The 23,221-nt window shown below is 60.6% G+C and carries 20 protein-coding genes and 1 pseudogene; 18 read left to right on the forward strand and 3 right to left on the reverse strand.

Annotated features, from left to right (window positions below; genetic code table 11):
• Window positions 1-52: 52 nt before the first annotated feature.
• On the forward strand, window positions 53-1,387 hold the full coding sequence (locus tag GMOLON4_RS14755) for a VWA domain-containing protein (protein ID WP_026937630.1): 1,335 nt from the start codon (window positions 53-55) through the stop codon (window positions 1,385-1,387).
• Between the two features lie 94 nt (window positions 1,388-1,481).
• Here GMOLON4_RS14755 and lepB read toward each other — a convergent pair whose 3' ends face one another.
• Together lepB and GMOLON4_RS14765 are read right to left on the reverse strand one after the other, a co-directional pair.
• Window positions 1,482-2,231: a signal peptidase I gene (lepB, locus tag GMOLON4_RS14760; RefSeq protein ID WP_169516539.1), complete on the reverse strand. Its 750-nt coding sequence runs from the start codon at window positions 2,229-2,231 to the stop codon at window positions 1,482-1,484.
• Between the two features lie 5 nt (window positions 2,232-2,236).
• On the reverse strand, window positions 2,237-3,337 hold the full coding sequence (locus tag GMOLON4_RS14765) for a hypothetical protein (RefSeq protein ID WP_146137526.1): 1,101 nt from the start codon (window positions 3,335-3,337) through the stop codon (window positions 2,237-2,239).
• 215 nt (window positions 3,338-3,552) lie between these two features.
• Here GMOLON4_RS14765 and GMOLON4_RS14770 point away from each other — a divergent pair, with 215 nt between their 5' ends.
• The 6 genes and pseudogenes from GMOLON4_RS14770 to GMOLON4_RS14780 all read left to right on the forward strand — a co-directional run bounded on the left by GMOLON4_RS14770 (window position 3,553) and on the right by GMOLON4_RS14780 (window position 7,585).
• Entirely contained in the window at window positions 3,553-4,089 is a 537-nt protein-coding gene (locus tag GMOLON4_RS14770; protein ID WP_146137525.1) for a hypothetical protein, read from the forward strand.
• Window positions 4,090-4,249: 160 nt separating this feature from the next.
• Window positions 4,250-4,576 (forward strand): annotated as a pseudogene (locus GMOLON4_RS16460) (MauE/DoxX family redox-associated membrane protein); the annotation flags it as partial.
• Window positions 4,577-4,654: 78 nt separating this feature from the next.
• Window positions 4,655-5,287 carry a hypothetical protein gene (locus tag GMOLON4_RS14775; RefSeq protein ID WP_245575532.1) on the forward strand — a complete coding sequence of 211 codons (633 nt, stop codon included), beginning with the start codon at window positions 4,655-4,657 and terminating at the stop codon, window positions 5,285-5,287.
• A 7-nt stretch (window positions 5,288-5,294) separates the two neighbouring features.
• A complete protein-coding gene (locus GMOLON4_RS16465) occupies window positions 5,295-6,215 on the forward strand; it encodes a nucleotidyltransferase family protein (protein ID WP_026937629.1) in 921 nt (306 codons plus the stop codon).
• 148 nt (window positions 6,216-6,363) lie between these two features.
• Window positions 6,364-6,543 (forward strand): PqqD family protein, encoded by a 180-nt coding sequence (locus GMOLON4_RS16470; protein ID WP_084147642.1) that lies wholly within the window; start codon window positions 6,364-6,366, stop codon window positions 6,541-6,543.
• 1 nt (window position 6,544) lies between these two features.
• Window positions 6,545-7,585: a glycosyltransferase family 4 protein gene (locus tag GMOLON4_RS14780; RefSeq protein WP_026937628.1), complete on the forward strand. Its 1,041-nt coding sequence runs from the start codon at window positions 6,545-6,547 to the stop codon at window positions 7,583-7,585.
• A 3-nt stretch (window positions 7,586-7,588) separates the two neighbouring features.
• Here GMOLON4_RS14780 and GMOLON4_RS14785 read toward each other — a convergent pair whose 3' ends face one another.
• Window positions 7,589-8,779, reverse strand: a complete 1,191-nt coding sequence (locus GMOLON4_RS14785; protein WP_146137522.1) for an O-antigen ligase family protein — start codon at window positions 8,777-8,779, stop codon at window positions 7,589-7,591.
• A 185-nt stretch (window positions 8,780-8,964) separates the two neighbouring features.
• Here GMOLON4_RS14785 and GMOLON4_RS14790 point away from each other — a divergent pair, with 185 nt between their 5' ends.
• From GMOLON4_RS14790 to GMOLON4_RS14840, 11 genes are read left to right on the forward strand one after another with little or no spacing between them, the layout of a single operon-like run.
• Entirely contained in the window at window positions 8,965-10,359 is a 1,395-nt protein-coding gene (locus tag GMOLON4_RS14790) for a polysaccharide biosynthesis tyrosine autokinase (RefSeq protein ID WP_245575535.1), read from the forward strand.
• Between the two features lie 47 nt (window positions 10,360-10,406).
• Window positions 10,407-10,892 (forward strand): arsenate reductase/protein-tyrosine-phosphatase family protein, encoded by a 486-nt coding sequence (locus GMOLON4_RS14795; RefSeq protein ID WP_245575533.1) that lies wholly within the window; start codon window positions 10,407-10,409, stop codon window positions 10,890-10,892.
• 2 nt (window positions 10,893-10,894) lie between these two features.
• Window positions 10,895-11,851, forward strand: coding sequence for a glycosyltransferase family 2 protein (locus GMOLON4_RS14800; protein ID WP_051267242.1), 957 nt, complete (start codon window positions 10,895-10,897; stop codon window positions 11,849-11,851).
• A complete protein-coding gene (locus tag GMOLON4_RS14805; RefSeq protein WP_026937627.1) occupies window positions 11,848-12,843 on the forward strand; it encodes a CgeB family protein in 996 nt (331 codons plus the stop codon). Before GMOLON4_RS14800 ends, GMOLON4_RS14805 begins: the two co-directional genes overlap by 4 nt.
• On the forward strand, window positions 12,834-13,904 hold the full coding sequence (locus tag GMOLON4_RS14810; RefSeq protein WP_026937626.1) for a serine/threonine-protein kinase: 1,071 nt from the start codon (window positions 12,834-12,836) through the stop codon (window positions 13,902-13,904). The genes GMOLON4_RS14805 and GMOLON4_RS14810 overlap by 10 nt, the downstream gene beginning before the upstream one ends.
• On the forward strand, window positions 13,901-14,614 hold the full coding sequence (locus GMOLON4_RS14815; protein ID WP_026937625.1) for an acylneuraminate cytidylyltransferase family protein: 714 nt from the start codon (window positions 13,901-13,903) through the stop codon (window positions 14,612-14,614). The genes GMOLON4_RS14810 and GMOLON4_RS14815 overlap by 4 nt, the downstream gene beginning before the upstream one ends.
• A 3-nt stretch (window positions 14,615-14,617) precedes the next feature.
• A complete protein-coding gene (locus tag GMOLON4_RS14820) occupies window positions 14,618-16,861 on the forward strand; it encodes an N-acetylneuraminate synthase family protein (protein ID WP_026937624.1) in 2,244 nt (747 codons plus the stop codon).
• Window positions 16,852-17,910 carry a glycosyltransferase family 4 protein gene (locus GMOLON4_RS14825; protein ID WP_084147639.1) on the forward strand — a complete coding sequence of 353 codons (1,059 nt, stop codon included), beginning with the start codon at window positions 16,852-16,854 and terminating at the stop codon, window positions 17,908-17,910. Before GMOLON4_RS14820 ends, GMOLON4_RS14825 begins: the two co-directional genes overlap by 10 nt.
• The gene (locus GMOLON4_RS14830; protein ID WP_084147638.1) at window positions 17,907-18,848 is read left to right on the forward strand and encodes a glycosyltransferase family 2 protein; all 942 of its coding nucleotides are present in this window, start codon (window positions 17,907-17,909) and stop codon (window positions 18,846-18,848) included. The genes GMOLON4_RS14825 and GMOLON4_RS14830 overlap by 4 nt, the downstream gene beginning before the upstream one ends.
• Window positions 18,838-22,428 (forward strand): glycosyltransferase, encoded by a 3,591-nt coding sequence (locus tag GMOLON4_RS14835; protein ID WP_084147637.1) that lies wholly within the window; start codon window positions 18,838-18,840, stop codon window positions 22,426-22,428. The genes GMOLON4_RS14830 and GMOLON4_RS14835 overlap by 11 nt, the downstream gene beginning before the upstream one ends.
• Window positions 22,428-23,210: a 6TM ABC transporter family protein gene (locus GMOLON4_RS14840; RefSeq protein WP_026937621.1), complete on the forward strand. Its 783-nt coding sequence runs from the start codon at window positions 22,428-22,430 to the stop codon at window positions 23,208-23,210. The genes GMOLON4_RS14835 and GMOLON4_RS14840 overlap by 1 nt, the downstream gene beginning before the upstream one ends.
• Window positions 23,211-23,221: the final 11 nt, after the last annotated feature.

The following is a 23,221-nucleotide window of genomic DNA, read 5'->3' on the forward strand; positions in this document are numbered from 1 at the left end:
AACAGGTTCCTCGCTTCGTCCGACCCGAAACTAGTAGAAGGATCTCTCGAAGATGACTCGATTTTCTCGACTGAGGCGTAGGGCTCTCTCGGTCCTCGGCCTCGGCGCGCTTGCCTCAACAACGCTCATCGGTACGGCGGCTGCCGCGAATGCGACACCGGCCCCTGCAATTCAGTTGGCAGACGACGACACCTGCATCTCCACGGCACTCGACGTGGTGTTTCTCGTGGATGCGACAGGTTCTATGGGTGGCTATATCAACGCGATGAAGAACATCGCAATCGACGCTTCAGGCACGATCACCACGGCCGGCGGGAACGTCGCCCTTGTTGATTACCTCGATGAAGGCGATCCCTACATCGCACAGACGCTCACCGACTTCACGGATGACCCCGCTGCTTTTCAGACGGCAGCGGAATCCCTGAGCCTCGGATACGGTGGCGACACCCCGGAGGCCGTGCTCTACGGTCTCAACCACTCGCTCAATGAGCTCAGCTGGACACCCGGATCTGCACGCGCGATCATCCTGATGACTGACGCTGGCTACCATGACCCGGACGTGGGGGATCCGTCGCTTACTACCAGTGGCCTGGTATCGTCAATGCAGGCCGCGAACGTCCAGCTCTTCCCGATCTTGGCGGACTCATGGATCGAGGCGGACTATGCTGACCTCGTCGCGGGAGCCGGTGGGTCGATCACGACCGTCGATGGGTCCGACGCCACGATCGAGGAAGTCATTAGCTCGGTAGTCGACGAGGTTGTGTCGCGCCCGTGGGTTGAGTTCGACGAACCGGCCTACTCGACGCCCGCAGGTGCAGACCTTACTCTCCAGACCCTGTCCGGCGCCGCTTGTTTGCCGCTCAATGTTGCTGAATGGCAATGGGATTTCCTAGATGGTGAGCCCACCATTACCGGCGAACTCGGCGACGCAGCTGTTGTGCGCTATGCCGAGCCGGGGACGTATACGGCCAGTGTTACTTTGACCACTGTCGATGGTCAGACCGCGACGAAGACAGTTGAAATCGAGGTTACGGAAGCAACAGTCGTGCCGCCAACGACGACACCGCCGACCACCACGGAACCTACGACTACCACCGAACCTACGACCACGACGCCGCCCACTTCGACAGAACCGACGACTCCGCCAACTACGGAGGAACCGACGGCAACCGCGGAGCCGACTGAGACCGTCGTTCCTACGTCCAGCTCCGAGCCGACGGACACCGCCAAGCCAGTGATGAAGCCTTCGGCTGACGGCAAGGATGATGGTGGCGGACTTGCCTCGACCGGTGCGGACAACCTCTTGCCGATGCTGTTGGTCGGGCTGGCGGGAACCCTGGCCGGCGCACTGCTGCTGATCTTCCGCAAGGTCCGCGCGAACAGCTAACGACTCAGGGAGCAGGCACCTAAGCTTGTTGCGATTGGGCCGGGCAGATTAACTGCCTGGCCCAATTGTCGTTCCCACGCATTGGGCGCGTGTATCAGTTCACAACTCGAGTATTCGGAAACGCCACCGCGAACACGTTCCCGATGATCGCATCCTCAGGAACCGTCCTCACGCATCCATCGACAGCCTCACCCCAGCAGTGACTCAGCGAATCACTCGAGTTAGGCCGGTTGTCGCCAGCGACGACGTACTCGCCCTCGGGCACGACGAACTCGAAGCAGGGCTCGGCCTTATCGCTCGAGCAGTTTGCTGGCGCGGTACCGGGTTCAAAATTGATTCCGGTGGATGAGTTAGGGGCTCGCTCTCCGTCGACGAGGAGGGAACCGTCCTGTGCGATCTGCACAACCTGTCCGGGCGTCGCGACGATGCGCTTCAGGTTCGTCACCGAGAGCGGCGGCCCGATGCCCGTCACTTCGCCGAATAGTCGCACGGCGTACTCGAACGGCGAATCGATCTCAAACGGTTTCGGTTCGTTCCAGTCTTCGGGCACCGTGTAGGTCACGACGTCACCTGGTTGCGGCGACGCGAACAGGTAGCTGAGACGGTTCACCAGGATGCGCTCGGTCGGATGCAGCGTGTCGAGCATCGAGGTCGAGTGCACCTCGTTGAGCTTGACGACGAAGCCCTGGATGAGCGAGACGAGGATGAGCGCGGTTAATAAGGGCGTCAAGGGGTTGCGAAACAATCGACGGATGAATGATGGTCGACGCGGCGTGGACGAGCCACCTGGTTCGGGCGGGGCGGAGGCTTCTTCCTGCGACGCTTGTTCTGAGTGGGTCGCCACGCGGGTCACTCGTCCTTACGAACCAGTAGGTTTGCTTCGAGTAGTGCATCGACCGCTGCCGCAACTGTCTCCACCAGATTCACGCCCGGCGGGGGCACTCCTAGACTCTCAAGTAGACGTTCGGTAATCTCGACCAGGCTCGTGTCATTCGCCTCCATCCAGAGGTTTGGCCCGATCCCGTCGAGAACGTGTAGCTTACCCTCGGTAAGGATCACGAGTCGTTCGTCTATAAGCAAGGCATCGATGAACGGCCTGCGACCAAAGTTTCCAACTTGCGTCGGCGCGTGAGATTCCATGGCGACCTCAGTGATCACAGGGTGTCGAACGGGCGGCGCCTCCAGCAGCACTGTGACGAGGCCCATCAGATCATCCGCATCGCTGTACACGAAGCGCTTTACCCCGCCGGTGGCAGCAACGACGTCTGTGAGGGCGAGAAGCGGGTGAGGGAGCTGAGCGAGGGAACTCGTTTGTTCCGCGAGCTCACCGAGAGCTTCGAGCAAATCAACAGTGTCGACGCGGGGTTCAATTGGTTCGATTCGCCGGTCGAGGAGGACGAGCGAAGCTAATCGCAGCGGCTCCGTCGCGACTCGCATTCCCAAGTCCATTGGTGACGATAGCTTCTTAATACCCGGACGCCGACCGATCGAGAGCGGCTTCGCGAACGGAATGACGCTTAGGTCGGTTCGGAAAGACACGGTCTCGTCGGTGACGTAACCCATGGACTGCCCCAATGCCAGAGCGGCAGTTGTCTTTCCTCGGCCGGATGGGCCGACAAGGGCGACGACGCGCCCATCAGTCGTCGCAAGTCCGGATGCGTGGAACATGAAGGCTGCCCCGACAAGTTCACGGATGCCAGCAAGCGTCAGTCGTGAGGCGAGTAGATCTGGAGCATGTTCTGCGTCACGCGCGACGATAAGTGTTGAGCCGGGTGCGTCTGTATTCGAGAGTTGGGCAATAGTGAGGTGAAACGTTTCAACTGCCGCGTCGGAAGCGGGGGATTGCAGATGACGCCATTGATCGACGATGGTTGCTTGCAGCCCTGCGTCGAGTGAATTATCGAGGCTGACGATGAAGGGCTGCCCGAGCACGCAAACTCTAAACTTCACGTCGAATCCTCCGAAGTTTCCGCTTGGAACAGCAGGGTTGGGGAGTACGGCGAACACAATTCCCGCTTTTCGACAGCTTAGTCGCATCCATCCGTTCGTTTTGATGCACCGAACTGGACTTCCGGTTGTCCACTCCGATAGTCTTTTGTCTGCACGCGTCATGAGGCGCGCTCACAAATACCCGACGATCTTGTGAAAAGAGGCTGGGAGACCACATGACGACCAACGATGACTTTAACACGCCTGAGTCCAAGGGCGTCAGTCGCCGTACCTTGATGAAGGGTGCAGCATGGGCCGTTCCCGTAATCGCGGTAGCATCAGCTTCGCCGGCGTTCGCAGCTTCGCCCGATAGCCCGGTGGATCCGTCAGCTGTACCTGGGACTTTCTGTCAGCACTCGAACGCGAAGCAATATCACGGCGTGTTTCGTTTCAACAACACCGTCGGTGTGCCCGTCACAGTAACACTCGGCACTTGGGTCGTCCCTGGCGATAATACTCAGACCCTCAACGCCCGCTTTAGTGTCAATGGATCGTTGGAAGCTGAGCGTGACATTCCTGCGGGCACGCACGATTTCTATATCGACGGCACCGGTGCCAGTGACAATGCAAACGGAGTTTCCACCGTTTATTACGATTGGAGCTACGTAAAGGACGGCGTCACCTATTCGGGATCCAGCACCATTTCCGCTCCTGCAAGTGGAGTGAACTGCAACTCGACGCCGCCGCAGCCAACTGGTCCTGCTCCGCACTAACGTTGGGTCGTAAGTAGGAACCGCGTTATCTGCGACATGACGCCTCCTCAGGCCGGGCGCGGTAGGGACACCCTGCTGAACCCGGCCTGAGGATTTAGTCAGTGGTTTCGATTTTTCTTTACTCACTGCAGCATCTCAACCGCACTGGGAGCACCAGGTTATGGCCACGATTCTATTGACGTTTCCGCTGATTCTTGCGGTTGCTTTCATTTGGAGTGGCGTTGGGAAACTTCGGTGCCCAGATCAATTGCAAACCTGGCGCGACCTGGGCGTACCGGACAGACTGCGCCGTGCCTGGCTACTCCGGCTACATCCGTGGGCTGAGATCGCAATCGCGTTAGGCCTCACTCTGCTCGGGGGAGTCCCTGGCGCAATCGCCGCAATGGCAGCAGTGGCGCTTATGGGATTCTATACGCTGCTAATCATCCGTGTACTACGATCAAGCGGCCCTACAGCCTGTTCGTGTTTCGGGGAACCTGCTGTTGTAACCAGACGCACGCTCATCCGGAATATATGGCTGTCCGGGCTGTCCATTGTTAGTGTTTTTGCGATTGGGGCGACCCCCGTGCTCGGCGGCCCACTCGTCGCCATCGTCTCATCAGGTCAGGGCGGCTGGCTGATCCCTCTCATGGTCGTTGCGATCAGCACATACCTAATCGTCCGCCCCGAAGAAGTAGAGCCCGCCGACGATGTCGTTATGGGTTTGTCTTCAACATCGTCAGGGAGTTCGTTGATGGATGCTCAAGAACCGGAATTAGAGTATGTCCGAACACGCACTCCGGCAGTCCCACTGACTAAAGCCGATGGGACAGTGATTAACTTACGCAGCCTTGCAGCTGAAAAACCGGTGCTTCTCCTGGCGGTCTCGGAAGGATGTGGAGCGTGTTTGTCCATCATCCGAAGCGTAAAAGATTACCGGGCACTTCTTCCGGAAGTCGACATACGTCTACTAATACGAGCGCTGCCAGAACATTCTACGCTCACGGATGTCGTTGCGCCGCAGACATTGCATGACCCACATGGGTATGTCAGTGGTTCAATTTCGGACTGGCCGACACCGGCTGCCGTGCTGTTGGGGATGGACGGACTTCTCGCAGGCGGTCCAGAAATTGGCAACATCGCGATCCCTGCGTTCATTAGTGACATCTATGAAAACCTTCACGGTGTCCGCCCACCGACAGCCACACCAACTCGTTGAACGACTCATGTCCGGTCCGGAGTCCAAAGCGCTTAGTATCACCAATGAGGAATCGGTTCCGTTGGCGACGGCACTCGCGCAATGGGTCGCCGAAAATGCTCACATTCGGCTCTTGATTCTTAAGGGTCCCCTGGCGCACGAGTCGGGACTTCGCGCTAGAAAAACCTCGACTGATGTTGACGTATTGGTCCTGCCGAGTGACGTTGACAGACTTATCTCTGCGCTCGCCGAACATGGATGGTCGCCTCGACCATGGCCTCAATTCCCGACCCTCCTCCCGCCACATTCGCGGGCGCTGCTTCACCCTCAGTGGGGGATCGACATCGATGTGCACTTCAATTGGCCGGGATTTCTCGCTCCGGCATCCAATGTGTTCGACAGGCTTTGGGAACGACGACGGGAGATGACTCTCGCGGGGACTCCGGTTCAGACGACCGGGCGTGCTGATACCGCACTCATCCTCGCACTCCATTTGCTGCGTGAAGCACCCCAGAAGTGGAACAGAGGCCGAACGATCCCCGCCTACGATGACCTGATTAAGCGAGTGGTGGCGGACGATGGCTTGTCGGCGGATATCCGTGCGGCGGCGGCCGACACTGGCTCGGAACAGACGGCCCGGCCATTCCTAGAAGCAGTGGGATTCGAGATCCCGGAGACCGAGCCAGACGACGCGCTTCGCGCCTGGCGGTTGCACGGTGCATCCGCACATCCAGTTTCGGGATGGTTGAACGCGTTTGCAGACGCTTCGATCCGTGAACGTCCAAGTCTTGTTTGGCGTGCCGTGTTCCCATCCGCCGCCGATCTTCGGGCTATAGACCCGGCCGGCGGGGACGGTGCTCGCGGTACGTTTTATCGCTGGTGGCGCCGACTAAAGCGGGGGATTCGCACGGCCCCGGCCGCGATTCGTACGCTACGCAAAGAGAAGTGACCGTTTGACTCTCGGCTATCCTATTGCAGTGGACAACAGGGTGGATTACGGCACACGTTGGTCCAGAGCGGATCACGTCGCGTTCGTGGATCGTGAAACCTATGTCGCACTCCTGCCTCTTGCCATTACGCCAGCAGGTGCGCCACGAATGCTAGAGGGCTCCGCAGCAGTGATCTGGCGAACGCTCGGAGCGACTCCTCGGACTGAAGAAGACATCATCGCGGAGGTAGCAAAAGCGTTCGCACAATCTCCTTTGGCACTCGGCAGCGACGTGCGAGCATTCTTGCGGGATCTTGACGCGCAGGGTCTTGCGAAAAGGACAAACTGAAATGTCAATTAGCTCCAAGATTACTATCGCAGCTAACAACGGCAGCATCGGCGGCGGCGAGGTCATGCTCTTGAACATCGCCGAATCTCTGCGAGACCTCGACGTTCCGGTTTCCGTTGTTGCCCCTGGCGGGAACGGTGAAGTTCAGGAACTCGGGGACGAAGCTGGTCGACGCGGCTTCGATGTTGTTACTCTACCCGCAGAATCGCGATTTGAGTGGATGCGTCAGTTGCGATCGTGGGACGCTCGCGAGCGTCGTGGATTGCTCTGGTGCAATGGTCTGGTTCCGGCAGTCGCAACGATTGGACATGCCGACCGAATCGTGCATTTTCATCAACGGCCTGCCGGGACAGCTCAGAACCTACTCGCCAAGCTGGCACGATTCCGTGCGCGACGCGTACTTGTGTCATCAAAGAACATGCTTGAAGCGCTCCCGGGCGCCACGGTGCTCGAAAACTGGTGCGACGACGTGACCGTGCAGCCTCGTCAGATGTCCACCCCCGTTATCGTCGGCTTCCTCGGACGGCCCTCGACCGACAAGGGTGTTGAAGTGCTTGTTAAGGCGATGCTGGAGCTCGATGTCCGTCACCCGGGGCGATACCTATTAGCGCTCGGGGGCACACCGAAGTTTGTAGACAATCGTGCGGTCGACTCGGTCGAACGAGCCCTGCAAAAGGCCGATCACGTGGTCGATAGGCTCGGTTGGGTCAGCCGTGACGAGTTCTTTAGCGGTGTTGACGTGCTCGCAGTACCTTCTCTCGCGGCAGAGTCATTTGGACTAGTCGCCGCCGAGGCGATGGCTGCGAAGGTTCCCCTCGTCGTGAGCGACGCTGGCGCACTTCCCGAAGTGGTCGGGGGCCACGGAACCGTCGTTCCGAAGGGTCGGCCGGGGGCACTTGCGGATGCAATAGAGCGGTTGGCGGAGGACCAGCCTGTGAGGGACTCCGCAGCGACGTCGTTGCGCCAAAGGTGGGAATCGTATTACTCGCCTGATGCCGGACGAATACGTGTCGCGAGACTTCTCGAGGAACTTGTGCCCTAGTCGTCACATAGGAACTATCGCGGTCGGATGGAGGCGTTGATTCGGCCGAAACAGATCTTGCTCAATGATGAGCGCGAGTCCGATGCCTAACAGGATGAGTCCAATCGGGGCAAAGAAGACTTCACCGAGTCTGGTCGCGGCCAATAAGAGGAACAGAGTCGCGCCACCGACGACTGCAGTGGCGAAAGACGGTGGGTTCCGGTTCGCAAGGCCGAAACCGACAACCACATAGAGCCCAACCACAGCGGCCAAGGCGACGATCCCTCCCTCAGCGAGAAGTGCCTCATAGGAATTATGAAAGAACCAGTCACGATCTTCGACCTCGACAACTGCCTGACCAAGACCGCCGCCATACCATGGTGTCTCGGCGACCTTCGCGGCTGACGCTGCGTCGATTCGGTCTCGCAGTGCATCCGAACCAGCGCGAGACTCCTCGTACTGACCAACATCCGATAGGTTCGCATCCGCCCAGAAGAAGGCGGCCGTGAGGCCACCGCCGATCAGAAGTTTGTAGATCACTCCTGACCAGCGGGAAAACGAAATCCAAACGATGGCCATGGCATATGCGGCCATCGAGGTTCTCGAGTCAGTCAAGACCAAGGCTCCCGCCCCCGCGCCGAGAATCAGCACACGGATCCATATCCGTTTGGTCGTGAGCGCACATAGGAGCCCAGCCATACCGTAAATGAGTCCAGCGGCATTCTTGTCGGCGAGGTACCCGGTTAGGACTCCGCCATATGTATCAGGCGCGATCCCGGTATAAAAGAGGGCCAAATTTATCACCAGGGCCACGCAGATGCCCTTGATGGCCGACGCGATGTCGATGCGACCGCTGGCCAAGAAACCTGCGACCGTAAACAGAACGGCTATGTTGCCGAGGCGTCGGATGAAATCGACATCATTCACGAGAGACACGATTGTGAGGTAAGCAATCAGCACCACCACAATGCCTGGAAACCACCGTGCTCGCTCAAACGACCTGATTGGTCGGCGGAACGTTGCGATGAACAGCAGAACAATTAGCGCCACCTGCGCGAAAGGCACTCCCGCAGGGATGAACGGCACCTCAACGCGCACGACGATGCACCCCATCAGGACGGCGTCGATGATCCGCGCAGAATGCCCGCGGGGGAAAATCAGCGAGCCTGAAACCGGCCTGGTCTCGGAGGTGTGCAAAGCTGTAGTTCCACTCACCTATCCATTGTTGCAGCACATCGAAGCGTTGCGACAGTTCAGCAGAGCGGTAGTCGCTGGTTATACTCGAAGTTGGTCTATCTAAGTGGTCGCGTCCGGCCCCATGCATCGAGGGAGTGGCCGAATTGACAGTCGCCGATTTCGTTCTGCTATTGCGCAGGCACTGGAAATTTCTGTTGACCATTGTGCTTCTCGGGGGCATCGCCGGGGTCGGATACTCGGCGCTGCAAACACCCGTGTACACAGCGACATCGTCAGGGTTCATTGAGACCTCCAGCGAAACAGGCATCGTCGCGCAGGACGAACCTGAACGCATCGAGGCCTACCTCACGCTAATCACAAGTAATGCTGTGGCAGAGAAAATCGCGTCGAATCCCGACCTCAATGTCCCTGCGGAAGATGTACGGGGAAGCATCAGCGCGAGCCTGGTTGGAACGAGCGCGCTGATATCTGTGACCGCGAATTCCGATTCTCCGCAGGGAGCAGAAGCGCTCGCCAACGGTGCTCTGGTAGCACTTGGTGAAGTCATTGATGAGATTGAAAAGGGATCTGCGAGCGGAACCTCGAGTGTCCTCAGCGTGACCCCATTCGAAAACGCCGTCGCGCCCAGCACCCCTTCGTCACCCAACTGGGGGCAGAACATCCTAATCGGTCTTGGCGCCGGACTCGTGCTCGGTCTGGCCCTGATGATGCTGCGACAGCTGCTTGACATCAAGGTGCGTAGCGCGGAGGACGTTACGGAGGCCATGGATGGGGCCGGGCTGCTTGCGCGAATCCCGAAGATGGCGAAGGCCAAGAACTCGAAGGGTCTCCCGAAACTCGACACCCTCGGCGCCGAGTCGTTCCGGCACCTTCGCACAAGTCTGCGTTTCTCAAGTGTCGACGAAGAATTACGTAGCGTCGTTGTCACCAGCTCGAACCAGGGCGAGGGGAAAACCACAGTTGCAGTGTCTCTCGCGCGAATGATGGCCGAGTCAGGCGTTCGGACACTCATCATCGACGCCGATCTGCGTCGACCAGCCGTTGCCCGATCGCTTGGTATCGATGGGTCGGTCGGGTTGAGCAGCGTACTGAGCGGTCAGGTCGCCTTGAACGATGCACTTCGTGCGACAAAACAAGACAACCTATTCGTTTTGCCGGCGGGCCCTATTCCACCGAATCCGTCGGAGATCATTGGGTCCGCGAGCATGCGAGACCTGGTTGATTCACTCAGCAAAGAGGTGTTCGTGATTGTTGATGCGCCACCCGTCCTCCCCGTTACGGACGCTGCAATCGTGAGTGGCATCGTCGACGGCGTCGTATTCGTGGTGAAGGCAGGCAGCACGGCGAAACCAGAGCTGCGCCAAGCCCGTCTGCTGCTGAACCGCGCGCAGGCTCGTCTGCTCGGGGTCGTGCTCAACGGCGTCACCAAGACCGACGGAGATGGCGGCTACTACTACAGCAAGAAAAACCGCGGTTACTACATGAACGCGGAACAAGCATCCGTTGGCGAGCCAGAAGTAAAGAGGACGCGCACGAGTGAGACCGCGAGCCGGCCGAAGCAGGCCGCCGAGACGCGCAGCGGCCGTCGGGGTAAGTGAGCACGGAAGTGCCTCGCCGCGTTCTATTCGTGTGTCACGCGAACATTGTGCGCTCCGCTGCGGCGGAGCTACTTTCGAAGGCGCGAAATGACCTTTCGGGTGAATGGTCATTTGAGAGCGCGGGAGTGCAAGCGCTCGTCGGGCACCATGTGGACACGGACATGGCTGCCGCCCTCGCGGCGTATGGCATCGACGCCAGCGCGAAGCCGGGTGCTCGGCAACTGTCGGGGCAGATGATCGAATCCGCTGACCTCATCCTGACGTTCGAGCGGTGGCACCGAAAGTGGGTTATCCAGCAAGACCCGTCGGCGGCTCGCCGTACCCTCACGATTCGACGCGCGGAACGGCTCTTGGCAGGGAGACCACGACGCGTTGAGGTGTTGAGCCTTTTTGCGAACGACGATGCTGCGTATACATCAGCTGATGACTTCGCTGACCCCGTGGGGATGGGCCGTGCTGCCGCGGCCGACGCCGCGGCAGAGATCGCGCGGCTCCTCAACGGGATTCTTCCCGCAATTGGGGCAACGAGATGAGCGTGCCTTCGGCGGGAGACGTGTCGGTCGTCATCCCGCACTACGGTGATCCGGCCCACGCGCAGAGACTTGTGTCCCAGCTCCGTTCTCAGCGAGACGGCGTAGAACTCGAGATCATTGTTTTGGACGATTGCTCTCCGGTGCCGTTCCCGCCGTCCGACGATGCGATCGTGCACCGCCGGGACACCAACGGAGGGTTCGGCGCCGCAGTAAACTCTGCGGCGCAGCTCGCAACGCGAACGCAGCTGCTGATTTTGAACAGCGATCTGGACGTCCCGGAGGACTTCGTTCAGGATCTCTTGACGGCGGCAGCACCCTGGCAACCTGCGGTGTCGGCACCGGCGCTCGTCGGTGACGACGGCGAACTGCAGTGGTCCGGCCGACACTTCCCCCGCACGCACCACTATGTGACGGAGTGGCTGCGGCCCCTCGCGCGGTGGCGCCACCGACGTTCGCTGCACGAGGCGGTCGGGCACGATAGTCGCTGCGTTTCGGGAGCGACGGTAGCCACGGACTGGCTGGTCGGCGCGGTGTTGTTGTTGCCGACCGAGCTATTCCGTGACGAAGGAGGCTTCGACGAACGCTTCCACATGTATTGCGAAGAGACCGACCTGCAGCGTCGCCTGCGAGATAGGGGCATACCGTCCATCTATCTGGGCGAACTGCAGGTGAAACACGCGGGTGGTGCATCCACCGATTCGAGCCGCCGACTTGGGTGGCTGTTTAGCTCACGGTTCTTCTATGCCCGAAAGTGGGGGACTGGCGCAGGCCGGCTACACGCGGGTCTCGTCGCAGCCACGGTCGTCAACGCGATCTTTGCGGCGTTACGCGGACCCGGCGGCGGCAGCGCGCGCGAGGTGTGGCGCCGCGAGATTGAAATCGTGAATTCGGCGGCGAAGGAAGGCAAGCGAAAAGCCGCGCAGATGGATACCACGGCGATGGAATCGGTGCATCGATGACTGCCAAACGGGTCCTGCTCGTGAGCCCTGCCTTCCACGGGTACTGGGCAGCCATCCAAGCCGCCCTCGAACGCCTGGGCCATGACGTCGTGACGCACCGCTACGACGACGCGCCCTCACCGATCGCGCGGTACCGGAACGCCCTTGCGCAACGTGGGCTCGGCACCCGGCAACGCAACCGCGTTGACGTAACCGAGCGCACCATCGGCCTGCTCCGCGAGACGAATCCCCAGGCCGTGCTCGTGATTAAAGGTGACGACCTCGAGCCGTCGTGGTGGGATGCGGTGGCTGAGCGCAAGATTCCCGTCGTGCTGTGGCTCTATGACGAGCTCGAGCGGATGGACTATTCCGTCGAGCGCTTGCGCGCGATTGGTGCGGTATCGAGCTATAGCCCGAATGACGTGAGCCGGATGCGAGCTGCCGGAATCGACGCCGAGCTCCTCCCAGACGCGTATGACGCGCTCACGAAATTCGTGCCGAAGCATTCGCACGCCGTCAACTTCGTCGGCGCGAGGTATCCCGAGCGAGAACGGATCGTCCGCTTGCTCGAAGCGAACGGTGTCCGCGTCGACACATATGGCCGCGAATGGTCGAGGCATCCGTGGGACGTGTTGCGGACCGGCCAGTTCAAGCCGGGTGGTGGCACCGCTTACCGTGACATTCCAAGGGCGGAGTACTACGGCGTCATGGCCGGATCGCTTGCGACACTGAACGTGCATGGCGACGGCCACGACGGTCTCTCGATGCGCACCTTCGAAGCCCCGGGTGTCGGCGGGTTGCAGTTGATCGATCGCCCGTCGGTCGCGGACTACTACGAGCCGGGGGCCGAATCCCTCGTCTACACGAGCGATGAGGAACTCGTTGAACTTGTCCAGCGGGCGCAGCGCGACGCGAAGTGGGCCGAGGGCATCCGCGCCGCTGGGCAGCGACGCACACTGATCGAGCACACGTTCGTGCACCGGATGCAGGAGGTCGAGCGACGATGGGGCTGAACCATCCCGAAGACCTCGACGCTTGGCGTCGCTGGCAGCGCAGCCAGAACCGGTTGCGAGCGCTGCGGGCTGCGTTTCGCAAGCCGGCACCGGCCGACCTCGTGCTGCTGCGCGAGAGCGATAAACCGACCGCCCTGTTCGCCCTTGACGCGACGACGCCGAGCGCGCTCGCGGCAGTGCTTGAGCCGGCGTCCCATCTCCCCGCCAGCTCGTACGCCATTCTCGTGCCAAGGTCTGTCGCGATCGAGATATTGCAGCGACAGCACCTGCCAGTCACTGACCGTGCGACGGACGGTGAGGAATGGACCATGCAGGCCGTTGAAGAAACCGCTGGGGCGCCCGATGCCCTCGCAGAGGTGCGAGTCGTTGTCTCGGCGGGGCATTTCCTAGCGGCCGGCGCCGTGGCCCAGCGCTGGGCAACCACGCTCGGCGCGCCATACTGCGTCGTGCAGCACGGACTCCTCACACCCTTCGCGCCACCGCTTCCGCGTGAGGCGTGGCTGTTCGCATTCAGCGAGGCCGACGGCGAATTTTGGCGCTCCGGCCGGACCGACATCCACGTCGAGTCGGTCGGTAGCCAGATGCTCTGGAACGCCGCGTCCGCACCGACTCCGACCGAGGTGGTGGCGGATGCGCGCCCCGTGTTTCTTGGCCAGCTTCACGGCGCCGAGCTACCGAGGCGCGTCTCCGCTCGGACTGCAGCCACGTTCTGTCGCGAAACAGGAGCAACCTACCGCCCGCATCCGGCTGAGGTGGATCGCCTCTCCCGTTGGCAGCACCAACGCTGGCGGCGGCAAGGCATCGACGTGGAAGATACCGGCAAACCTCTCGTCTCGGGCCGACCGATTGTTGCTATTTTTTCGACGGGAATTCTCGAAGCTGCAGCCGCCGGAATGCCTGCCTGGGTCACCTGCGCGAACCCGCCCGAGTGGGTCGAGGAGTTCTGGCACCGCTATGGCCTCTCACAGTGGGGGAATGACCCGACACCGCCGCCCGTGCAGCCGGAAGTCTCACCGAGCCAGCAGATCGCCAATCGCCTGCAAGAAATGGGAGTGAAATGACCCCGCGCATCCTCTGTGTCATCCCCGTCCGTGGCGGGTCGAAAGGCGTGCCGCGGAAGAACGAGCGACTGGTCGCGGGGAAGCCCCTCGTCGTGTGGACGATCGAGCAGGCGCTCGCGGCAGACTACGACCTCGATGTCCTGGTCTCGACCGACGACGAACAGCTTGCCGCGATCGCGCGCGAGGCCGGGGCAGATGTGCCGTTCCTGCGCCCCGCGGAACTCGCGCAGGATGCGACGCAGACCGAGCCCGTCATTCAGCACGCCATCGAGTACCGCACGACTACCGGTTTGCGCCCAGACGCAGTGATGCTGTTGCAGGCAACCTCTCCCGTGCGCTTTGAGCGCACAATTGACCGAGCTGTGGAACAATTCATTAGTGCAGACATTGATAGTCTGGTCGGTGTGGTGCCGCAGACTCCGTTCTTCTGGCATCCGCCCGCTTCGGCGGGATTGAGCGCGACTGCCGAGTACAACCCGGCGGCGCGCCCACTGCGCCAAGACCTTCAGCCCCAGGACTATTTCTATAAGGAGACCGGTTCGCTGTACCTCACACGAACCGAGATTTACGAGCGTGAGCGAAACCGCATTGGCGGGAAAGTCGGCCTTTTCGTGATGGACGAAGCCGAAGGCATTGATATCGACACGTTCGTGGATTTGAGAATCGCGGAGCAAGTCCTCGCTGACCTGCAAGGCACACCGAATGGATAATGCATGATCATCGACCGTCAGCTCGCGCCGTATATCGTGTTCGCGGAGGACCCAGTCCTCTCTGCGCTGAGCAAGATCAACGCGAACCGGCAGCGCATCGTCTTCTGTGTGGATGCGCACGGCATTCTGCGGGGCTCGTTCTCTGACGGCGACTTCCGACGCTGGATCGTCGAAAACCCGACCGGGTCGCTCGACACGTCCGTCGGCGAGATCAGCAACACCCAGACGCAGACCGCGCCCGCTACGGCTCGACCCGCCGAGATTCTGCCGCTCTTTCGCGAGGGCGTGAGCCACATCCCGCTCGTGGATGAACGTGGTCACCTCATGGCCGTCGCGATCGACGCGAGTGACACGCTTCGCATCGGTTCGCACGAAATTGGGCCCGGGCATCCTACGTTCGTGATCGCCGAGGTTGGCAACAACCACAACGGCTCGATTGACCTCGCGAAGCGGCTCGTCGACCTCGCGGTCGACGCAGGCGCGGATGCGGTCAAGTTTCAGTTGCGGGACATGGACTCGCTCTACCGGCAGTCAGGCGGTGCGACTGCCGGGGAGGACCTCGGGGCGCAGTACACGCTCGATCTGCTGCGGAAGTTCTCGCTGCCCGCGGAGTCGCTCTTCGAGGTGTTCGACCATGCGAAGGACGCGGGTATCGACGTCATGTGCACGCCGTGGGATTCCGCGAGCGTGCAGGCGCTGGTCGACTACGGCATCCCGGGCCTGAAGATTGCCTCCGCCGACCTCACGAATCACGAGCTGCTCGACGACGCGGCCTCGCGCGGATTGCCGATGCTGTTGAGCACCGGTATGTCTCGCGAGTCGGAGATCATCGAGACCGTGGAACTGCTGCGTCGCCGCGGTGCGGGCTACGCGTTGCTGCACTGCCAGTCGACCTATCCGGCGCCGTACAAGGACCTCAACCTCGCCTACATGGATCGGCTCGCCGAGCTTGGCGAATGCGTCGTCGGATACTCGGGCCACGAGCGCGGCTGGCACGTGCCGGTCGCGGCCGTCGCCCGCGGCGCATCCATCATCGAAAAGCACTTCACCGTCGACCGCGGGATGGAAGGCAACGACCACACGGTGTCGCTGCTGCCCGAGGAGTTCAAGGCGATGGTTTCGGAGATCCGCGACATCGAGTCGTCGATCGGCACGAACCAGGAACGCGTGGTCTCCACCGGTGAGGCGATGAACCGCATCAACCTCGCGAAGTCACTCGTGGCCGCGCGGCCGGTCGCGGCTGGTGACGAGCTCGTGGCCGAGGACGTACAGGTGCGAAGCCCGGGGCGCGGACTGCAGCCCAACAAGCTGCCGCTCCTGCTCGGTCGCACGATCCGGCGCGACATGGTCGAGGGTGACTTCTTCTTCGAAGGCGACCTTCGGAATGCATCGCCGACGGGCCGCGACTTCACGTTCCGCCGGCCGTGGGGCCTCCCGGTTCGCTACCACGATCACGCGGAGCTACTTGCGCAGTCGAACCCTGACTTTCTTGAGTTCCACTTCTCGTACAAAGACCTCGACGTCGACATGGACGAGTTCTTCGCCGAGCCGCTCGATATCGGTTTCACGACGCACCTGCCCGACCTCTTCGCGGGTGACTTTCTCGTCGACCTCGCCTCGGCAGACGACGAGATCTGGGTGCGCTCGATTCGGGAAGTGCAGCGGACGATTCAGGTGACGCGCGACCTGCGCCGCTGGTTCCCAAATGAGACCGAGCCGATCATGGTTGTGACGATGGGCGGGTTTACGAACGACCGGCACATCCCCGCATCCGAGCGAAGAGCAAAGTATGACCGAATTGCCGAAGCACTAAAGCGTCTCGACACGGACGGCGTGCGGATCGCGGCGCAGACACTGCCGCCGTTCCCTTGGCTCATGGGCGGGCAGCAGTTCCACAACCTCTTCCTTGACCCGCGCGACACCGCGGAGTTCGCGGAACGGACCGGCACCGCGCTGTGCTTCGACGTCTCGCACACGAAGCTCGCGTCGACGTTCCTCGGCGTGCCGTTTTCGGAGGCCCTCGAGCTGCTCGCGCCCCACACGATTCACTGGCACATCGTGGATGCGACTGGCGTCGACGGCGAGGGCGTGCAGGTTGGCGAGGGCGACATTGACTGGCCGCCATTCGGCGCGGCGATCGATCGGCTTTCACCAGGAACGCCGTTTATCCCGGAAATTTGGCAGGGTCACATCAACCACGGCGAGGGCTTCTGGACGGCGCTTGACCGGCTGGAGCAGTGGCTTTGAATGTAACTCCAACCGCGCTGTGGCTCGTGCCTGTCCCAGACATCGGGGGAGTGGCGCGGCATGTGCTTGACGCGACCCGGCTCGGGATCCCTGGCTGGCGCATCGTCGTGATGTGCCCGGAAGGGGCGCTCGCAGAGGCATTGCGCGCCCAGGGCTCGGCCGTGCAAGCTGCGGCGTTCGGCCCGGATGCGGGCGTTGTTGCGTCAGTCCGGTCGCTCATCGCGGCAGTGAATGCACTCCGGCCAAAAATTGTGCACTCTCACCTTGCATACGCCGATATCATCGCGGCATTCACGTGGCTCCCGGACGGCGTCCGGCGCGTCTCGACGGAACACGGCATCGCTGGGAACGACTCGGTTTACCACGAGTCGGAGGCCAAGGCCCGGGTGATGGCTGCAGCGCACACGCTGCGACAGCGTCGCTTCGCAGCGCGAATCGCGGTGTCGGAAGCAACGGCGCAGGCAATGCGCGAGAAATGGGCCGTGCAGCGGCAGATCATTGTGATTCCGAATGGTGTGGATGCTCCTGAGCTCGAGCGTGTCGCGGGCGATCCGAGTGCACCGCGCATCCTCTCGTTGTCCCGACTCGCGCCCGAGAAACGACTCGACAAGTTGATCGAGGCCTTTGCTTTGTTGCGGCAAGGTCTGCCGGGCGCGACGCTGACAATCGCCGGCAGCGGTCCGCTCGAGGGCGAGCTGCGCGAGCAGATTTCCCAGCTCGGCTTGGCGGATGCGGTGAGCCTGCCCGGATTCGTTGACGCCGAGTCGGCGATGGCTGAAGCGGATGCCATCGTGCAACTTTCCGTGTGGGAGAACGCCTCCTACACACTCCTGGATGCCGTCGCACGCGGGATCCCGGTGGTCGCCGCGCGGGTCGGTGGGAATCCGGAGATCGTGTCTGAGGCTTCGCTTGTTGATGCCGACAACGTGGTCGAGGTTGCAGGGCGGATTCGCGCGGCGCTTGGCCGCAAAGAACTCACGAGTCGACCGATTTCAGTCGCGCAGATGACTCGCCGGATCGGCAATGTTTACGATCGGGTTGCAGCATGACCGATTCGCCAAAGGCAAGTATTGTCGTACCCTCGCGCGGTGGCGCGGAACGATTGCCGCACCTGTTCGAGGCGCTTCGCTCGCAGACCGAGTCGAGTTGGGAAGCCATCGTCGTCATTGATGGAGACATCGACAACTCGGCATTGGTGGTCGAGGAAGCTGCCGCGGATCTACCGGTGCGGTCTATCGTATTTCCGGAAAACCGTGGCCGTTCGGCTGCGCTAAATGCAGGGTTTGCATCAGCTCGCGGTGACATCTTGATTCGGTGCGATGACGACCTTCGACCCTCGCCCGACTATGTTGCGGCACATGTGGAGCGTCACATCGGAGGCGAGTTCGGGGTGGTCGGGCTTTACCGAAATACATATCCGCCAACGCCGTACGCGCGCGCGTACGGGTTCGATCGCGACGAGCGGTTTCGCAAAGATGCGTATGCCGCTTCGGAAGAGCAATGGTGGCGGTTCTGGGCGGGAAATGTTTCGGTCACCCGAACAGGTTGGCAACGCGTTGGCGAATACGACAGATCCTTTCGCGCATATGGTTGGGAGGATGTCGATTGGGGTTATCGCGCCAAACAGGCAGGCCTGGATGTCGTACTCGCACCCGAACTTGAAACACCGCACCACATTGCAGCAACCACGACCGCGATAAGGGTGATTCGGGCGTTTCATTCGGGGGCAGCTCGTCGAAAATTCGAAGCTAAGCACGGCGTCGGTGCGCTCCCACCAGCGGACGGAGGCACAGGTATTTGGGGTGCACTGGTGAGGAATACGGCGCGATTGCGCAACTTGACCGGCCTTACTAGGTCAGCGCGAACTATTGACCGATTCGCCGATAAGCTTCCTCAATATATCGCCGAGAAAGCAATTTCTCTGCTCGTTGAATCGGCTTCATTATCGGGATATCGACGCCCAGATAACGTGCGAAATGATGTCTGAACATAAATTATCGACGGGGATATCGCCCGGCCTCGCAGAGCCTTCAACGCGTGATCTTGGCACACTCGCGGTCGTCATGTTGGGTGGTATCGCGACCGATGGCTTCGATGTTGAGCTTACGGAGAAATCCCGTCTTGGTCTCGCGGCATACGCGTCTTACTGGCCGGGAAAGGTCGTGGCGATAGGTGCGCTTCGCCGACCTGACCCCTCTGGAAACATCGGCTCGAAGACATTTCGTGCAGCTGACCTCGAGTTTGAAGTGATTGGTTCCGGTGATGTTCAAAGGGACCTGCAAAATATTCGGCCTGCAGTTGTACTTGCACCTCATCACCTGAGTTCGATATCGCTCATGGATCTAGGCGCACCGGTCGTGTTGGTGAGCGAAGTCAGCGCGGTTGATGGGGCTCAACCTGCTCTTCAGAGCTCCAGGTCAGCAGCGAAACGGGCCCGCATCATCCTCGGTGCGCAGAAACGAGAACTTGTGTTGCGGCGTCTTGCGAAACAGGCCGATGGGCTGCAATGCAACGGCTGGACGGCGTGGCACGCTTATTCGGCGTTGAACCATAGGTCTATACGGTTTTATGACACACGTGTATCTGGGCAGGAGCTTATTACGGGCAAGCAGCTCGGTGAGAAATTCGATAATGACAGGCCCCTGAGGTTGGCCTTTTCGGGGCGATTCATTCCAATCAAAGGCCCCGAGTTCGCCACGCGGTTGCACCGTGAGCTTAATCGCCGTGGAGTGGGTCATTCATTCACCTTGGTCGGTCAGGGGCCGATGCTTGATGAACTTCAACACACGGAGAATGGCCGTATCCGTTTCCTTTCTCCGATGGACTTCCGTTCTGAGTGGCAGCCATGGGCACGAAACGATGTTGACATCATGGTCCTGCCGCACGTGCAAGGCGATCCCTCAGGTACTTATCTGGAATCCGCAGCTATGGGCGCCCCGATTCTTGGTTTCGAAAACAAGGCATTGGTGCCGCTAATCGAGGAATCGGGGCTTGGTTGGGCGGTACCGCAACGGGATGTGTCTGCGATGGCGGACGTCATCGAGCGGCTCGCCGTAGACAGGGGCGAAATCCACCGTGCAGCCGAGGCCGGTCGGGAATTCATGGCACAGCACACGTTTGAGGCTGAATTTCGTCGGCGAGTGCAGCATCTAGTGAGCATCGCCGAATCAGCGAAATCTGTGACCACTAAGTGCGACAGTTCTACCCCCGGGAAGGGGCAGCCTGAGATGGTCATCATTTCCCCGATACTACCGAGCACCAACCCGGACAACGCCGGCGAATGGTATCTGAAGGATTTGCTCACGGCACTGGACGGCCAGAATCTGGCGTTCATTGTCCCTGATACGCCAGGGAATAGACGCGCGGCGGCAGCGCCGGATGTGCCGAATCATCACCTCGTGAACCTTCGTCCGGGATTGGAGCCACGGGGTGTCTTCCGCGCAATTCGGGACCAGCGCGATCGCACGTTTGTGGTTCATACTTATCGCGGATTTGAACGTGGAATCGTTCAGGACTTGGAAGCAAGGGAATTGATCGAGCGCGCCAACAGAGTGGATCTGCAGTGGGAGCAGCAAGCACCGCTCGTTCGGATGGTCCGACGCCTCAATCCTCGCGCAGATGTCATCGTCACATTGCATGATGTGATGAGCCAGGGGCTAAAACGGCGCGTGAGCACGGCCACGGGATGGAAAGATCGCATTCGAGGCGCGCTCGCTTTCGCGAACGCGGCCATTGTGGAGCACCGATTAGCCTCAGACGACTCGACGACAGTCGTGTTCAGCGAAAAGGACCGGAAGTTGCTTCCCGATGGCGCAAATGCGGTTGTAATCCATCCAGCAATTGCACGGCGGTCTAAGTTGACGAAGCGCGTCGACGCCGCGACTACCGCACCTAATGCGTTGTTCATTGGTCCGCTCCATCGTCCAGAGAACCTTGAGGGCGTCCTCTGGCTCACTCGCGACGTCTGGCCTCTCGTCCGAAACGCGATTCCCAACGCCACGCTGACAGTGGCGGGAAGTGTCCCGGAAGAATATCGACCGATGCTGCCAGCACTGGGCGGTGTAACCTATGCAGGTTTCGTCGAAGACCTCGATGCCCTTTATGCCGCAACCGACATCGCGGTGGCGCCGCTCTTACAAGGGGCAGGGGTGAAATTCAAAGTCGTCGAGGCAATCGCTCGCGGAGTTCCCGTCGCGCTGACTTCAATCGCGGCAGAGGGGATCGGTGACAACACCTATCAACCGCAGATATACGACGACGCTCCGGGATTTGCTTCGCGGATCATTCAGGTGCTGAGCGATCCAGCTTCCGCCCGCGACGACGCAGTTAGTGGGGCTCATTGGGCGAGCAGCCGCTACGGTACGATTCAGTTCGCGAACAGCCTTCGGTCTGTGTACGGCGCAAACAGTCTGCGCGACGTCAGTCGCGAACGCTCAGCGGCAGATCGCCGAATACCAAGAATCGCCATGGTTACACCTTGGCGCTTCGACGATCCACGTGCTTGGTCAGGAATGATTGCCCACATGCAGCGCGTCATGGGTGAGCGCGTCGAGCTCGTACCTATTTCGACCGAACCCGTGTCGACCGCGATCATTGATCGAGTAGCTACGCGCGTAATTGGCGCAATTTCGAACCGCAAGTACCTTTGGGACTTCGGTCTGGCCACCGCTCTCCGAAGGGGTCGCTCATTGAAGCGGCGACTCCGGAACGAAGAAATCGACGCTGTTCTCGCAGTTGTTGCGTCGACGGACATCGCCTTCCTAGGCAAAATCGGAGCCCCCATCATTCAAGTCACGGATGCGACGTTAATCGCCATGCGCGACTTCTATGCGATGTTCAGCAATGTGCATCCCGTGTCTTCGATCCAGGCTGACGCTGTTTCGGCGCGAGCCACCAGAACGACAGAAGGGTTCGTGGCGTCGTCGGCATGGGCTAAGAACTCGCTGGTACTGGACTACGGCGTTAGATCTGAGCACGTGGTTGTCGCACCGACGGGGCCCGCCATCTTGCCTCCTGAACCTCTAGAACGACCTGCTCCTGTAAGCGGACCCCTACGACTACTACTGGTTTCGACCGAATGGGAACGGAAGGGCGGCACCATCGCATTAAAAGCCGTCGAGGAGGCTCGGAGCAGAGGGCTCGAGGCGGGGCTCGTGATTGTTGGCGACGCTCCGGCCTCTCTACCGGCTTGGGCGGAACCGATGGGGCGTCTCTCGCGCGAGGCGCTCAGCGCGGAGTATGTTAAGGCCGATATCTTGATCGAGCTGGCAACTGCTAATGCGGCTGGCGTGACTCTCACGGATGCAGCTGCCCACGGACTCCCCGCCATCGCGGCGGACGTAGGGGGCGTTGCCAGCATTGTCAAACACGACCTCACGGGTCTCCTCGTCAAATCCGGCGAATCGATCGTTGCGGATGCGGCGACTGCGATCTTCCGGATGAGTGACCCGGGCCTCCGCGCTAAGTACAGCTCCAGCGCTATTGAGTGGTCTCGAACTGAGCTCAATTGGGAAGTCTGGGCGGACCGGACCCTTGATCTTTGTCTGCGCGCGGGAGGCTTGAAATAGTGAACTTGCGTGACATGCTTCATGACCTCAACACCGTAATGCGGTTGCAGTCAGGGAAACAATGGCCCTGGATGACTGCGGCCGTTGTCGGATCAATTGGGTTGGCAGCATTAGACACACTTGGTGTCGCCATGATGCTGCCCCTCATGCAATTACTAACTATGGGAGCGCAATCACCGTGGTTCCCAACAATCGCCTCGGTATTTCGCAGTGAAGAGCTGCCAACCCTCATCGTGTTAGTCGCGCTGCTTGTGGCGGGTACGTTCGTCCTCAAGAGCCTGGCAACTATTCTGTTTCGCTGGTGGCTGGTCGGGCGACAGAACCGCATGACAGCCGTTGGCGCAGCCGAACTTCTTCGAAAGTATGTGTTGTCTCCGTACGCAGCACATCGTCAGCGTGAAATAGCCGATATGTATCGGCACCTTGGTGCGTCGACGAACGCCGCGTTTGGTTCGGTGCTCGGTGGCTTGATCTCGCTGCTCACTAACTTCGCCACAATCATGGCGATCATCGTGGTTCTGTTCGTCACCGCTCCCTTAGCCACGCTCGCAGCAGTGGTGGTATTTGCAAGTGTGACTCTTGGACTGCAACTCATATTGAAGAAGAAGCACCTCTCGCTGGGGCACGCACAGAGCGAAGCCGAGGTTTCGGGATGGCGTTCCGTGACACCGGTCCTGGCTGGGTTCAGGGACGTTCGGCTCACCGGCAGCGGTCACCGATTTGTTGAAAGTTACCGAGAGTCAAAGCTGGTCCAGGCCGGGGTGGTTTGGGCTGCTGCGTAGATTTCGGACAG

The sequence above is a fragment of the Gulosibacter molinativorax genome (genome assembly GCF_003010915.2).
GTDB classification, from domain to species: domain Bacteria; phylum Actinomycetota; class Actinomycetes; order Actinomycetales; family Microbacteriaceae; genus Gulosibacter; species Gulosibacter molinativorax.

Coding starts and splice junctions, on each gene's coding strand:
- GMOLON4_RS14755 (WP_026937630.1), top strand. CDS start 53: ATGACTCGATTTTCTCGACTGAGGCGTAGGGCTCTCTCGGTCCTCGGC.
- GMOLON4_RS14770 (WP_146137525.1), top strand. CDS start 3,553: ATGACGACCAACGATGACTTTAACACGCCTGAGTCCAAGGGCGTCAGT.
- GMOLON4_RS16465 (WP_026937629.1), top strand. CDS start 5,295: ATGTCCGGTCCGGAGTCCAAAGCGCTTAGTATCACCAATGAGGAATCG.
- GMOLON4_RS16470 (WP_084147642.1), top strand. CDS start 6,364: ATGCTAGAGGGCTCCGCAGCAGTGATCTGGCGAACGCTCGGAGCGACT.
- GMOLON4_RS14780 (WP_026937628.1), top strand. CDS start 6,545: ATGTCAATTAGCTCCAAGATTACTATCGCAGCTAACAACGGCAGCATC.
- GMOLON4_RS14805 (WP_026937627.1), top strand. CDS start 11,848: ATGACTGCCAAACGGGTCCTGCTCGTGAGCCCTGCCTTCCACGGGTAC.
- GMOLON4_RS14810 (WP_026937626.1), top strand. CDS start 12,834: ATGGGGCTGAACCATCCCGAAGACCTCGACGCTTGGCGTCGCTGGCAG.
- GMOLON4_RS14815 (WP_026937625.1), top strand. CDS start 13,901: ATGACCCCGCGCATCCTCTGTGTCATCCCCGTCCGTGGCGGGTCGAAA.
- GMOLON4_RS14820 (WP_026937624.1), top strand. CDS start 14,618: ATGATCATCGACCGTCAGCTCGCGCCGTATATCGTGTTCGCGGAGGAC.
- GMOLON4_RS14830 (WP_084147638.1), top strand. CDS start 17,907: ATGACCGATTCGCCAAAGGCAAGTATTGTCGTACCCTCGCGCGGTGGC.
- GMOLON4_RS14835 (WP_084147637.1), top strand. CDS start 18,838: ATGATGTCTGAACATAAATTATCGACGGGGATATCGCCCGGCCTCGCA.